The organism is Streptomyces sp. NBC_01384 (assembly GCF_045040035.1).
Lineage (GTDB): Bacteria > Actinomycetota > Actinomycetes > Streptomycetales > Streptomycetaceae > Streptomyces.
On record NZ_CP109559.1, the window covers coordinates 2,672,122 to 2,683,794 of the forward strand.

General features: G+C 70.1%; 13 protein-coding genes and 1 pseudogene. 8 read left to right on the forward strand and 6 right to left on the reverse strand.

What is annotated here, in order from left to right:
- Positions 1-132: 132 nt before the first annotated feature.
- A pseudogene (locus tag OG747_RS12070) lies at positions 133-957 on the forward strand (transposase); the annotation flags it as partial.
- A 427-nt stretch (positions 958-1,384) separates the two neighbouring features.
- Here OG747_RS12070 and OG747_RS12075 read toward each other — a convergent pair.
- Positions 1,385-1,651, reverse strand: coding sequence for a hypothetical protein (locus OG747_RS12075; protein ID WP_405879317.1), 267 nt, complete (start codon positions 1,649-1,651; stop codon positions 1,385-1,387).
- A gap of 55 nt (positions 1,652-1,706) precedes the next feature.
- Here OG747_RS12075 and OG747_RS12080 point away from each other — a divergent pair, with 55 nt between their 5' ends.
- A complete protein-coding gene (locus OG747_RS12080) occupies positions 1,707-2,009 on the forward strand; it encodes a hypothetical protein (protein WP_405879318.1) in 303 nt (100 codons plus the stop codon).
- Positions 2,010-2,106: 97 nt separating this feature from the next.
- Here the strand turns inward: OG747_RS12080 and OG747_RS12085 are convergent, their stop codons facing one another.
- The gene (locus OG747_RS12085; protein WP_405879319.1) at positions 2,107-2,493 is read right to left on the reverse strand and encodes a hypothetical protein; all 387 of its coding nucleotides are present in this window, start codon (positions 2,491-2,493) and stop codon (positions 2,107-2,109) included.
- 337 nt (positions 2,494-2,830) lie between these two features.
- Between OG747_RS12085 and htpX the strand changes: the two genes are divergently transcribed.
- The 3 genes from htpX (at position 2,831) to OG747_RS12100 (ending at position 6,131) form a co-directional block, all read left to right on the forward strand.
- A complete protein-coding gene (htpX, locus tag OG747_RS12090; RefSeq protein WP_405879320.1) occupies positions 2,831-3,754 on the forward strand; it encodes a zinc metalloprotease HtpX in 924 nt (307 codons plus the stop codon).
- 32 nt (positions 3,755-3,786) lie between these two features.
- Complete coding sequence (locus OG747_RS12095) at positions 3,787-4,371, forward strand: hypothetical protein (protein WP_405879321.1); 585 nt, start codon at positions 3,787-3,789, stop codon at positions 4,369-4,371.
- A gap of 131 nt (positions 4,372-4,502) precedes the next feature.
- A complete protein-coding gene (locus OG747_RS12100; protein WP_405879322.1) occupies positions 4,503-6,131 on the forward strand; it encodes an alpha/beta fold hydrolase in 1,629 nt (542 codons plus the stop codon).
- A 104-nt stretch (positions 6,132-6,235) separates the two neighbouring features.
- Here OG747_RS12100 and OG747_RS12105 read toward each other — a convergent pair whose 3' ends face one another.
- The 3 genes from OG747_RS12105 to OG747_RS12115 all read right to left on the reverse strand — a co-directional run bounded on the left by OG747_RS12105 (position 6,236) and on the right by OG747_RS12115 (position 8,751).
- Positions 6,236-7,630 (reverse strand): DUF2252 domain-containing protein, encoded by a 1,395-nt coding sequence (locus OG747_RS12105; protein ID WP_405879323.1) that lies wholly within the window; start codon positions 7,628-7,630, stop codon positions 6,236-6,238.
- Between the two features lie 5 nt (positions 7,631-7,635).
- A complete protein-coding gene (locus OG747_RS12110; RefSeq protein WP_405879324.1) occupies positions 7,636-8,157 on the reverse strand; it encodes a hypothetical protein in 522 nt (173 codons plus the stop codon).
- A 285-nt stretch (positions 8,158-8,442) separates the two neighbouring features.
- A complete protein-coding gene (locus OG747_RS12115; RefSeq protein ID WP_405879325.1) occupies positions 8,443-8,751 on the reverse strand; it encodes a hypothetical protein in 309 nt (102 codons plus the stop codon).
- A 164-nt stretch (positions 8,752-8,915) separates the two neighbouring features.
- On the opposite strand from OG747_RS12115, the gene OG747_RS12120 reads away from it, so the two are divergent.
- Both OG747_RS12120 and OG747_RS12125 read left to right on the forward strand, forming a co-directional pair.
- A complete protein-coding gene (locus tag OG747_RS12120) occupies positions 8,916-9,275 on the forward strand; it encodes an arsenate reductase family protein (protein WP_405879326.1) in 360 nt (119 codons plus the stop codon).
- Between the two features lie 180 nt (positions 9,276-9,455).
- The gene (locus tag OG747_RS12125; protein ID WP_405879327.1) at positions 9,456-10,130 is read left to right on the forward strand and encodes a hypothetical protein; all 675 of its coding nucleotides are present in this window, start codon (positions 9,456-9,458) and stop codon (positions 10,128-10,130) included.
- On the opposite strand, the gene OG747_RS12130 is transcribed toward OG747_RS12125, so the two are convergent.
- On the reverse strand, positions 10,021-11,013 hold the full coding sequence (locus OG747_RS12130) for an alpha/beta fold hydrolase (RefSeq protein ID WP_405879328.1): 993 nt from the start codon (positions 11,011-11,013) through the stop codon (positions 10,021-10,023). The two genes, OG747_RS12125 and OG747_RS12130, sit on opposite strands and share 110 nt — an antisense overlap.
- 78 nt (positions 11,014-11,091) lie before the next feature.
- Between OG747_RS12130 and OG747_RS12135 the strand changes: the two genes are divergently transcribed.
- Positions 11,092-11,547, forward strand: coding sequence for a MarR family transcriptional regulator (locus OG747_RS12135; RefSeq protein WP_405879329.1), 456 nt, complete (start codon positions 11,092-11,094; stop codon positions 11,545-11,547).
- Positions 11,548-11,673: the final 126 nt, after the last annotated feature.

Sequence of the window (11,673 nt, forward strand, 5' to 3'; positions counted from 1 at the left end):
GACATAGCAGTGCCGGGTGCGGGAGCCGACGGGCGGCGCCTCGCCCACTGTCTATCCGCGAGGTCCCCACGCGCCACGATCATCACGTCATGTCCAAGACCTACTTCCGGTACACGCCCAGTCGACCAAGATCAATCTCACCGGGATTTCCTGTACTCCAACCACTCACACCCGAACCAGCTCCGCTCCCTGCTGCGCGAGTACTACCCGGCCGCTCTGGACGCCTTCGCCGCCTGGACCAACGGCCTGTGCCGGCCCGAGGCACGTGAACTCCTCAAGACCGCCCCGACCCCGCCGCGGGCGGCACGCCTGACCCGCACCCAGCTCCAGGCCGCCCTCAAGCGGGCTGGCCGCAAGCGCAGCATCGCAGCCGAAGCCGACCGAATCCGCGACATCTTCCGCGCCGAGTGGGCCCACCAGCCGTCGCTTGTCGAGGACGCCCTCGGCAAACAGTTGCTCGCCCTCCTCATGCAGCTCGACGCCGCCTGCACCGCCGCCCACCAGCTCGCCGAGGCGGTGGAGGACGCGTTCCCTCAGCATCCGGACGCTGAGATCCTGCTGAGCTTCCCCGGGCTCGGCATCCAGCTCGCCGCCCGGATCCCGGCCGAGATCGGTGACGACCGCGCCCGCTTCGCCGACGCCCGGGGACTGAAGGCCTACGCGGGCTCCTCGCCCATCACCCGCACCACCGGCAAGAAGTCGAGCACCACGCGGCGGTGGGTGAAGAACGACCGACTCAACCACGCCGGATACCTCTGGGCCTTCGCCGCTCCGAACGGATCACCCGGGGCCAAGGCCCACTACCGTCGGCGCCGCGACGAACACGGAGACCGGCGCGCGGCCGCCCTGCGGAACCTGTTCAATCGAATGCTTGGACAGCTCTATCACTGTCGTCAGCGGCGCGAGTTGTTCGACGAACGCACCGCTTTCCCCACCGAACTCGCCACCGCCGCTTGACGCGTTGGCAACGTGAGGTGTCTGGCGCGTTCTCACCAAACTCCGCCTGGACGTGCGCCACGCCACCACGCTCCTGCGCGCCCTGCTCGTCCTGACGAACCTCGAAGTCACCCGCTGACGGACGATCCTCATGCCGGACAACCATCCGCGACCAGCACGAGGACACGACCAACGACTCACACCAGCCCCCATGACCAGCGACTTCAAGATGGTGGATCTTCAGTGAAGTCCAAGATCCTTCAGGGCCTTCTCGATGACGGGCGTCATCAGGTTGCCCTTGAGTAGCAGGCTGAGGACGGCGACCAGGCGGAGGCGTCCTCGGGCTCGCCTCCGGCCCGCGCCGCCTGCGCGACCGGCCGTGGCCGCACCGCCGCTGAGCAGCGGCGCGGAGCCCGAGGTCGGCTCAGCTGCCGGTCATGCTCCAGGCTCAGCGGCCGTTCGTGCCACTGGCCCACAGCACCTGGTGGCCGGAGCTGTAGATGACGAGGTTGCCGTCCTGCTGGAACGCGAAGGTCGAGCCCGGGTTACCCCAGGTGCCCGAGGCCCACAGCGCCGGGCCGCCTTCCGGCGCGTAGACGACGAGGTTGCCGTCGGTCTGGAACGTGGCGGTCGAGCCGGAGTGGTCCCAGGTGCCGGAGGCCCAGATCGGGGTGGCGGTGTTGTTGTAGAGGACGAAGTTGCCGTCGGTCTGCACCCCGTACGCGCGGGAATGTTCCCGGGATGCCGCTGCTGTCGATGGACGGCTGGTCTTGCTCCCCGCGCCCGCGGGGATGTTCCCAAACGCGCTTCGCCACCTGTTCGCCTCGATGGCGCTCGGCCACGGCGTGGACATCTGCACGCTTGCCGACCGCCTCGGCCACTCCGACCCGGCCTTCACTCTGCGTAAGTACGTACACCGGGTACCCAACGCCGGCGCCAAGCTGGGCGCCGCCCTGCGGAACATCTACGAGCAGTCCCGCCTGACCCGGTGTGCAACGTCTGTGCAAGATGATCTCCGGGAAAGCCAGAAAGCGCAGGTCAGAGTGCTCGGTGCGCATTACTACGACGTCTAAAGATCACGACGTCTGGAGATCACGACGTTCGAGAACTCCGACGCACCACTGAGGGCCGCCACCTGTGAGCACAGGTGGCGGCCCTCGGCCGTGGTCCCTAGGGCACCACAACGACTACGACTCCACCACCGAAGCCGAAGCCGTTGTTGAAGCCGTTGTTGAAACCGAAGCCGCCACGGTTGAAGCCGTTGTTGAAGCCGAAACCGCCACGGTTGAAGCCGTTGTTGAAACCGAAACCGCCACGGTTGAAGCCGTTGTTGAAGCCGAAACCGCCACGGTTGAAGCCGTTGTTGAAACCGAAACCGCAGTTGTTCCCGAAGCCACGGCCACCGAAGTTCCCGCAGCCGTTGGTGGACACTTGGGTCGGGGCTTGGGCCGGGGCAGCTGCCGAGGCTGTACCTGCTGCGCCGATCGCGGCGCCGCCGGCCATCAGAACGCCGATGGCGGATACCGCGAGGAAGCGCCTGGCGCGTTGTGCCTTCATGGATGAATCCTCCTTCCACCCTCTCGTGCGGCCTTTCCGAGGCACGAGACAGATGGCAGATGGCCACGACCGCAGCGGATTGGTCCGGCGCGGTGCTCGCCCGAGTACAAGGAGTACGTTCGAACCGCCGAAGCGTGCGGCGGGCGTACCCCGATCGCGGCTCTCTTCAATAAGAGCTGGTCGCGACTAAAAGGCTAATCGCGACTCGACCACTCAGCATCTTGGAAGTCCCACAGGTTGCCTTTGCACCTCCTAGGGCTGTTCGGAACCGCTTCATGGGCGTCCGCAGGTGCACACTGGACATCGGGACGAGTGCCTTAGTGCGGGGGTGATGCAGATGAAGAGCCGGTTCCGGAGCGATCCGCAGTTGACCGCGCGTATGACGGTCACGCTGTTCCTGCTCGGGTTGCTGTACGTGGCCTTCGTCGCCGCGTTGATCGTGCTGCTGAAGTCCTGGGTGCTGGTCGTGGTCGTCGCGGCCGCGGTGCTCGGCGCCCAGTACTGGTTCTCGGACCGGATCGCGCTCTACGCGATGCACGGCCGGATCGTGGAGCGGGAGGAGTATCCGCAGTTGCACGGGGTCGTCGACCGGCTGTGTGCCGTCGCCGACATGCCGAAGCCGCTCGTCGCCGTCTCCGATGTGGACATGCCGAACGCGTTCGCGACCGGGCGGAACGCCGATCACGCGGTGCTGTGCGTGACGACCGGACTGCTGCGCCGGCTGGAGCCCGACGAACTGGAGGGCGTGCTCGCCCACGAGCTGTCGCACGTGGCGCACAAGGACGTCGCCGTGATCACCGTGGCCTCGTTCCTCGGGGTGATCGCCGGGCTGATCGTGCGGTTCGCGTTCTACTCGCAGCTCTTCGGCGGGCGTGGGCGCAAGGACCAGAACACCGTGGCGATCTTCATGGCGGTGATGGCCGTCTCCGCGGCCGTGTACGCGATCAGTTTCGTGCTCATCCGGGCTCTGTCCCGGTACCGCGAGCTGGCCGCCGACCGCGCCGCGGCCCTGCTCACCGGCCGGCCCTCGGCGCTGGCGTCCGCGCTGACCAAGGTCTCCGGGGACATCGCCCGGATACCGACCAAGGACCTGCGGACGGCGCAGGCGTTCAACGCGTTCTACTTCACGCCCGCCTTCGGTGCCGAGCCGGGTATCGCGAAACTGTTCTCCACCCATCCGAGCCTGGAGCAGCGGCTCGAACAGCTGGGGCGCATCTCGGCCGAGCTGGGTGAGGCGGCGACTCCCGACAGCACCACCTGAGCAAGCTCCCTTCCGGAAAGGCAGCCACCTGCATGGGGTTCCTGGACATCCTGCTCGGGCGCACCAAGGCCGTCGCGCCCGATCTCGACCAGCTCTTCGGGCTGCCGTCGGCGGCCGTGACCCTAGAGGCCGCCGCCGGGTTCACTCCGACCGGGACGGGCGCGGTGTGCTTCGCGAGCGTCGAGGGCGGGGCCTTCGCCCAGGCACACCGGGAGGTGCAGGAGCTGCTCGACGCGGATGCCGAACGCACGGGTCCGCCGGTGGAGATCAGCCGGGACGAGTACGGGTACTCGTGGCTGATCTCGCGGCGTGCGCCGGACGATCTGCCCGCGCTGGTCGGTGATCTGCACGCGGTCAACAGCGCACTGGAGGGCAGCGGCTTCGGACCGCAGCTGCTCTGTTCCGTGGCCGGCTTCCAGGACGACGGACAGCGACGGCTCGGGCTCGTCTACCTCTACAAGCGAGGGACCTTCTACCCCTTCGCGCCGCTGGCCGGCGAGGGCCAGCGGCGCGACAACGCGCTGGAGCTTCAGATCAAGGCCGCGCTCGCGGACGATCTGCGGATCGAGCAGGACCTCAGCCGGTGGTTCCCCATCTGGGGCGCCCCGGGTCTCTGACGTACGTGTCGGACGGCTACGTGCGGCGTTCCTGGCGGCGGGCCTCCAGCGTTGGAGACCCTCATGAGACGAAGGCCGAGAACGGCACGCCCGCGCCTTGAACGGCCTGACGAGCGTGCGTAAATGGGGGGATGCTCTCCTCCTTCACGCACGATCACGACGGTGAACGACTGAGCTGTGTCAGCGGTGGCGGTGAGGGCCGCGCGGCCACCGTCGTCCTGCTGCACGGCGCGGGCAACGGCAGCAAGGAGCGACTGCTCCCGCTGCTCGAGGAGTTCATCGCGCGCGGCTGCCGAGGTCTCGCCCTCGACTTCTCCGGGCACGGCGAAAGCTCGGGCGAACTGCGGGAGTTGAGCCTGCGCCGACGTTTCGAGCAGGCCGTCGCCGTGATCGACGCGACGGTCCCGGCGGACGGGTCGCTGATCCTCGTCGGGTTCAGTATGAGCGGCCAGACGGTGGCCGATCTCGCGGGGCACTACGGGCAGCGCGTGGTGGCGCTGGGGCTGTGCGCGCCCGCGGTGTACGGCGCCGCGGCATGGCCGCTTCCGTTCGGCGAAGGTGGGGGAGGACGCTTCAGCCGGATCATCCGTACGCCGGACAGCTGGCGGCAGGCGCCCGCGCTCGATGTGCTGCGCGCGTACGACGGCCGTGCGGTCCTCGCCGTACCCGGTACGGACGCCGTGATCCCGCCCGCCGTCACCGAGGCCGTGACGGACGCGCTCGCCACCCGTGCGCAGTTCACCCGGCTCGAACTCCCCGATGCCGACCACATGCTGGGCCTGTGGCTGCGCGAGCATGCCGCCGACCGGGAACGGTTCGTGGACGCCGTGCTCGTGGGGCTGGGCGAGCGGGGCTGGACCGCGACCCGGGGCTGGGTGGCCAAACAGCTTCCGGACGGCAGGAGCGTACGGGAGTCCACGGCCCTGCGCGGCGGCTGGAGCTCCCAGATGCGCCGGCTCACCCTCGACGACCGTACGGGTCTGGTGCTGCGGTCGTTCGTGAAGCCCTTCTTCCGGCGGCATGCTCCGGGGCTGCTGGCCCGCGAGGCGTCCGTCCTCACCCTGCTCGCCCCGTACGACGACGTGCCCGCGCCCGAGCTGTACGCCGTCGACGCCGGCGCCGAACACTGCGACCACCCCTCGCTGCTGATGTCGTTGCTGCCGGGCTCGGTGCGGGTCGAGGAGGAGGATCTGGAGCGGCGGGTCGACCTGCTGGCACGTCAACTCGTCCGCATTCACATGGTGGTTCCGGAGGACCGTCCGCGCCCCTACCAGGCGTGGACCTCGCCCGAGCGGGTCCACGCGCCCGCCGGTGCGCTGTGGGAACGGGCCGTGGACGTGATCCGCCGCGAACCGCCCGCGTACGAAGGGGGCTTTCTGCACCGGGACTTCCACCCCGGGAACGTGCTGTTCAGCGGCGCGGGCGACACCCTGCGGGTCAGCGGGGTGGTCGACTGGGTGGAGACCTCGTGGGGGCCCGCCGACCTGGACGTCGCCCACTGCTCCACGGCCCTGGCACTGCTGCACGGGGAGGCGTACGGGCTGGGGTTCCGCGCGCGGTACGAGGCTCACGGTGGACGTCGACTGGCCGACGGCGAGGACCACTTGTACTGGCGGCTGCTGGACGCGCTGGCCTACTCCCCCGACGCCGAGAAGCTCGCGGTGCCGTGGCGGGACCTGGGGCGCACGGATCTGACCCCCGAGGTGCTGGGCGAACGGCTGACGGCTTATGTGACGGGGCTGTTCGAGCTGTACGGCTGACGGCGTACCGGGGGCCGGGCTGCCGAAACTGTACGGCCGAGGACACCGAACGCCAGCCCCCGAACACCGGACACCAGACCCCGGACACCGGCCTCCGGGGGGCCTCAGACGTCCGGGGCCGCCGCGACGACACCCGCCGCCACCGCCGTGCTCAGCGTCGCGTGGTCCTTGGCGTTCTGGGCCGCGTAGTGCAGGGCGAAGTCGGCGACGGCGCGTTCGAAGGTGTCGGCGCCGCCCAGGTACGCGGCGATGGCGACGCGGTCGCCGGAGCGTGCGTGCGCGCGGGCCAGCGCGGTGCCGCACAGACGGGCGTACTCCAGCAGCTCGTCCGGGCTCATGCCGGCGACGTCCGCGGAGCCCTTCGTCTCGCGCAGCTGCCGCCAGTAGAAGGCACGCCCCTGCGGCCCGGTCATCCAGCCGAGGAAGATGTCACTGGCCGCCTGCATCAGCCGCTGCCCCACCACGACCCGGTGGCCGGGGTGGATGTACGGGCCGCCTGGCAGGTGGTCCTCGAGTACGGACTTCGTCGCCTCCTTGATCTGCAGGAACAGCGGGTCGTCCGCGTCGCGGCCGGTGAGCAGCACGACGAAGCAGCGGGTGCCGACGCTACCGACGCCGACGACCTTGCGGGCGGCGTCCGCGAAGCGGTAGCGGTCGAGGAGGAGGCGGCGCTCCTCGGTGAGCGTGGAGCGGTAGTCGAAGAAGATCTTGCGCAGGGCCGCCATGTCGGAGACTCCGGCCGGCTCCAGCAGCGGCGGGTCGTGCACGAGGCGCCGCCGCCCGTCGACGGTCTCGGTGAGTTTGCCGAGCGCGTGCAGGCTGGTGCGGCGGCGGGCGTGGCTGAGGCTGGAGTCGACGCGCCTGCGCCGGTGGGCGGAGCGGACGAGCGGGAGCAGCCGGTCGGCGTCTATGGCCTCGTACCAGACGGCCAGTTCGCCCTGGCGCGCGAGCCGTCGTACACCCTTGCGGTACTCGGCCGCCGCGGCCTGCGCGGCGCGGCGCACCCGTATGTCGCTGTGCCCGTTCTCGCGGGCGGCCACGGCGACGCTGGCCGCGAGCCGTTTGACGTCCCACTCGAAGGGGCCCGGATAGGTCTCGTCGAAGTCGTTGAGGTCGAAGTGCAGGGCGGCGCGTTCCGGGGAGGCGAAGAGGCCGAAGTTGAGGAGGTGGGCGTCCCCGCACAGCTGGACGGTGAGGCCGGTGTGCGGCTGGGTGGCGAGGTCGGCGGCCATGACGGCGGCGGCGCCGCGCAGGAACGCGAACGGCGAGGCGGTCATCCGCCCGTAGCGGATCGGCAGCAGTTCCTGCAGCCGGTCCTTGCCCTGCCGTTCCAGGGCGGCGACGGGGTCGGGCCGGTCGACGGCGGGTATCCAGAGGGCGTGCGCGGTGCGGGAGGCGCGTTTGCGGGCGGCCTTGCCGCGGGCGGCCCGGTCGGCGGGGGTGGCCGTACTGCCCCTGCGGTCCATGGCCGTCAGGTTCGTACCGCCACTGCGGTCCATGGCCGTCAGGTCCTTACTGCTCTGGCGACGTCGGCGGTGACATCGCCGGAGAGGGTGTGGGTGCTGCGGGCCGTGGCGTCCTTGGCGGCGCCCGCCGGGACGTCGTTCAGCGTGACGACGACCGTGTCGAGGAGGTTGCCGCCGTTGTCGCGGAAGTCGACCTGGACGGCGTACGTCTTCGAGGAGGGGGTCGGGTTGGTGGCGGTGACCTTGACCGTGGACCGCCCGTCGGAGTCGGTGGTCACCTGGTCACCGAGCTTCACTTCGCCCTTGGCGTTCAGGCCGCTCTTGAACTCGTCGAACCTCCGGCCGGCCTCGGCGGTCGCGGAGGCCAGGGCGCCGCCGGCCTCGGAGGCGAGGGAGGAGGCGGCGGAGGCGATGTCGGAGGGGCTGGTGTTGTTGTTGGAGCAGCCGGTGAGGGACGCGGCGGCCAGGGTGAGGGACGCGGCGGCCAGAAGGAGGACGACGACCGCCGTCCCCGGGACCGTCCCTCGTACGCCCGACCGTCGTATCCCGTTCCTCGCCATCTCGTCTCCCGACGCTCCGCTGCGGATTCCCGTTTCAGTCAAGGCCGTGAGCAGGGCTTACGCATGCCGGGGGCGCCGATCGGGTGAGGCGCGAGAGGATGCGGAGGGAGACGGCAGCTACGAGGTGGAGGCGGTGTGGGCGAGGAGCGGCGGCACATCGCAGTGGCCGGAACGGGTTTGCTCCGCCGCCCCAGACCCCGGGTGTGTTGTTGGGGCGCTGCACGCGTCTTCGGCGTAGGGGAGGTGGGGGGGCGAGGAGACCCGCCCCCCCACCTCCCCCGGCGCTCAGCGTGCGTAGCGCATCAGGGCCCGCACCATGTGGCACGTGGTGTCCGACGGCGGATGGACACCGATGAGTTCCGCGGTGCTGCGGATCTTCTCGTTGCGGGCCTGGTTGGGGACATAGACACCGGAGTCGAGCAGAGCGATCGCGAGGCGCATCGCCTTGAGCCGGCGGTTGTGCGTGACATACCACTCGCGGGGCCGCCCCGGCGGCAGCGGACGCTTCGCCACGGGCTCGTACGGCAGGTCCATCAGGACCGCCCTCTTGGACGTGGACTGGGTGGGCAGCGGCTTCAGTGCGGCAGCGGGCACAGGCATCCTCCTGTCGCGGTCAGGGCGCCGTCCGGACCGCCCGGCGACACCCTCGAACACTGCTTCTATTCTACCGCCGGGCACTGACAAAAGTCCCTGGCCACAAGGCCTTTGGGAGTGGCGGGACAGCCGCGAAGGAAGGTGTCTCCCGTAACGTGTGCGGCATGGAGATCTGGATCAATCCGGCCTGTTCGAAGTGCCGCAGCGCCCTCGGTCTGCTCGACGCGGAGGGCGCGGACTACACCGTCCGCCGCTATCTGGAGGACGTACCGACCGAGGACGAGATCCGCGACGTACTGGACCGGCTGGGGCTCGAACCGTGGGACATCACGCGGACCCAGGAAGCCGTCGCCAAGGAGCTCGGGGTGAAGTCGTGGGCGCGGGACGACGGCTCGCGCGGGCGGTGGATCGAGGCGCTGGCCGAGCATCCGAAGCTCATCCAGCGGCCGATCATCACCGCGGACGACGGAACGGCCGTCGTGGCACGCACCGATGAGGCGGTACGGGACGCCTTGTCCCGGTAGCCACCAGTTCCCGGGCGGCCCTCGCGAACTCCCCCGCACCCCCGACCAACTCCCCATGTGACCCACGCCACTTCGATGACTCGTGTGAACCATTGAGTAACCCCGTTCGGCATCTCGTACATAGCGGCATACGGATCACATCCGGCCGCCGACGGAGGTGGCCGGGGACAGGAGGCGCGCATGTCGCGTAAGGGAACTCTCAGTCCCAAGAAGAAGCTCGCGCTGCTGGTCAGCGCCGCGGCGGTGGTGGGAGGCGGGGCCTTCGCCATGTCGAGCACATCGAACGCCGCACAGAACCAGAACGCCCAGACCCTGTCCGCCGCTAACTCGACGGTCTGCCAGGGGCTCACCACCGCCCTCGGCAACAACCAGAAGTTCATCGACGGCCAACGGGCCAATCCCGACGCGCAGTCGGCGGCGCGGATCGCCAACCGCGAGGCGGTCATCGCGCAGATCAAGGTGCAGCAGAAGGCGTCCGGGTGTGCGGTTGGGGAGTCGGCTCAGGGCTCCCAGACCACGCAACCCGCCAAGTCGGGGACGACCGCGCCCGCACAGAAGCAGACCACCGCACCCGCGCAGGGGACGGGTGGTGGTGGCGCCGCCACCGGCCAGCAGGTCTGCACCGGCTCGACCGTCACCCTCTCCGGTGAGGCCGGCGCCCCGGCCGCGTCCAGCAACCAGTTCCCGGCCGGGACGAAGCTCAAGGTCACGAACCTGGACAACAACAAGTCCACGACCGTGCAGGTCACGTCGGTCTCCGGCAGCTGTGTCCTGCTGAACAACGCGGCGTTCGAGCAGGTCCGGGAGCCGGGCAAGTTCCTGATCCGCAGGGCTCGGATCGAGAAGGTGGGGTAAGAGGCGACGACTGACGACTGAGGAACTCCGCCAGCCGGGCGGTGGTTCCGGCCGGGGCCGCGTGCGGCAGCGCGTGATGGGAGACGTCCGGGAGTACGGCCGTCTCCACGCGTGGCAGCAGCGCAGCCGCCCGGGCCGCCACCCGGCGGGGGTCGTGCGTCCTGCTGTTCGCGGCCACGAGCAGCACGACCGGCACGTCGAGCGCGCGCAGCACCCCGGCGTCCGGGCGCGGGCCCGTGACCGGCTTGACCGTGCGGAAGCCGGCCGCCGCCTCTTGGAGCCGGAGCCAGTCGGCATCGAGCGGGACACCGCCCGTCTCCCACTTCAGGAAGGCGCGGGTCCGGTGCGCGGCCGGGCGCAGCAGCATCGGGAGGGCACGGAGGAGGTATCCGGCCCGGTATCCGGCGAAGCAGCCGGTCGGGTCGAGGAGGGCGAGACCCCGCACCCGGTGAGGTGCGTGCAGGGCGTACTGGAGGGCGATCCAGCCGCCGTACGAATGACCGGCCAGGGCCGTCAAATCGATGCCGAGGCCGTCGAGCAGCGCGTCCAGCCAGCCTGTCACGTCGGTGACGGTCCGGATCGGGCGGCCGGGGTCCGGGGCGCTGCGGCCGGGGTCGCCGATCAGGTCGACGGCGTGGACCCGGTGGGTGCGGGCGAGGACGGCCGCGTCGGCGAACCAGGAGGCCGAGCTCGCGCCGCCGCCCGGGAGGAGGACGAGCGGGGGGCGGTCCTCGGGGCCGCAGGTGTGGACGTGGGTGGCACCGAAGGGGGTGGGCACCGTGCGCGGTTCGGTGTCGGCGGGCCACTTGGCCATGACCTTGTCGTACGCCGCGAAGAAGTCGCCCGAAGAATCACTCGGGGAATCACTCACCTGGATGGGCATGCCGTCTTCCCTTCCGTCGTAATATCTCGTTGGGCGAGATAATAGCCGAGCGAGACAACGGACACAGAGGCGGCAGAGATGGACAGGGAAGACCAGGGGCCCGAGATGGAGATCGTCCATCTGCTGCGCGCGGCGGTCGTCGAACTCGGGCTGCACAGCGCCCGGTTCGCACACCAGAACGGGATGCACCCCACGGACGTACGCGCGCTGATCCTCCTCATGGACGCGTCCAGATCCGGTACGGAGATGACGGCGGGGCGCCTCGGCACCCTGCTCAACCTCAACTCGGCCGGGACCACGGCCCTGGTCGACCGTCTGGAACGGCTCGGGCACGTACGGCGCGTCAGGGACGAGCGTGACCGGCGGCGGGTGCTCATCGAGGTCGACGAGTCGGCGGTCGAGCTGGGGTGGTCCCACTTCGGCCCGCTGATCGGCCGGAGCGTGGAGCTGCTGCGGGGGTACGACGAGCGGGAGCTGGCAGCAGTGCGCGGCTTCCTCGCGGGCGTGCGGGACGCGGCGTCCGGCACCCCATAGCCATCCATGGCCGCCCTCCATGGCCACGCTGAGCCGTCCCGAGCCGTCCTAAGGCGTCATGAGCCGTCCCAAGGCGTCACGCGACTGCCCAGCGGCCCTTCGACGGAACCCGGTGCGCGCCCGCAA

Excerpts from the sequence above, each read along its gene's own strand:
- OG747_RS12085 (WP_405879319.1), bottom strand. The coding sequence starts at position 2,493 with ATGAAGGCACAACGCGCCAGGCGCTTCCTCGCGGTATCCGCCATCGGC.
- OG747_RS12125 (WP_405879327.1), top strand. The coding sequence starts at position 9,456 with ATGTCGCGTAAGGGAACTCTCAGTCCCAAGAAGAAGCTCGCGCTGCTG.
- OG747_RS12135 (WP_405879329.1), top strand. The coding sequence starts at position 11,092 with ATGGACAGGGAAGACCAGGGGCCCGAGATGGAGATCGTCCATCTGCTG.
- htpX (WP_405879320.1), top strand. The coding sequence starts at position 2,831 with ATGAAGAGCCGGTTCCGGAGCGATCCGCAGTTGACCGCGCGTATGACG.
- OG747_RS12095 (WP_405879321.1), top strand. The coding sequence starts at position 3,787 with ATGGGGTTCCTGGACATCCTGCTCGGGCGCACCAAGGCCGTCGCGCCC.
- OG747_RS12100 (WP_405879322.1), top strand. The coding sequence starts at position 4,503 with ATGCTCTCCTCCTTCACGCACGATCACGACGGTGAACGACTGAGCTGT.
- OG747_RS12130 (WP_405879328.1), bottom strand. The coding sequence starts at position 11,013 with ATGCCCATCCAGGTGAGTGATTCCCCGAGTGATTCTTCGGGCGACTTC.
- OG747_RS12105 (WP_405879323.1), bottom strand. The coding sequence starts at position 7,630 with ATGGACCGCAGTGGCGGTACGAACCTGACGGCCATGGACCGCAGGGGC.
- OG747_RS12120 (WP_405879326.1), top strand. The coding sequence starts at position 8,916 with ATGGAGATCTGGATCAATCCGGCCTGTTCGAAGTGCCGCAGCGCCCTC.
- OG747_RS12110 (WP_405879324.1), bottom strand. The coding sequence starts at position 8,157 with ATGGCGAGGAACGGGATACGACGGTCGGGCGTACGAGGGACGGTCCCG.